Origin of the sequence: Larkinella punicea (assembly GCF_003334855.1) — a bacterium.
Taxonomy (GTDB): domain Bacteria; phylum Bacteroidota; class Bacteroidia; order Cytophagales; family Spirosomataceae; genus Larkinella; species Larkinella punicea.
In genome coordinates this window covers 1-552 of record NZ_QOWE01000040.1, presented here as the reverse complement: position 1 = coordinate 552, position 552 = coordinate 1, and positions in this window count along the sequence as shown.

Genomic DNA, 552 nt, shown 5'->3' with positions numbered 1-552 from the left:
TGATGACGTGTTCGGGATGATCCCATGTTCGGGATGATGACGTGTTCGGGATGATCCCATGTTCGGGATGATGACGTGTTCGGGATGATCCCATGTTCGGGATGATGACGTGTTCGGGATGATCCCATGTTCGGGATGATCCCATGTTCGGGATGATGACGTGTTCGGGATGATGCCACAGGGCGTTGCCCCGTGCTAGTGATGATGCCCTTTCAGGGCGGGATGTGGAATTGTTCGCTGCATCGCGCCCTGAAAGGGCATCATCACTAGCATAGGGCATCGCCCTATGGGTATGGCATGGCACCGACATGACATCGGCATGACACCGACATGGCACCGACATGACATCGGCGTGGCACCGGCATGACATCGACACGGCATCGACATTGCCATTGACATTGACATTAGAGTTTATACCGATTAACGGTTTACTGAACACTTGAACTGGTTAGACGAAAATTGTGTAATCCGCAACAGATTTCCATTATGCGATCCTGAATGCCGGATTTCCAACAGCGAATTCGATCTTTGACAATGCGACAAATTTTGACC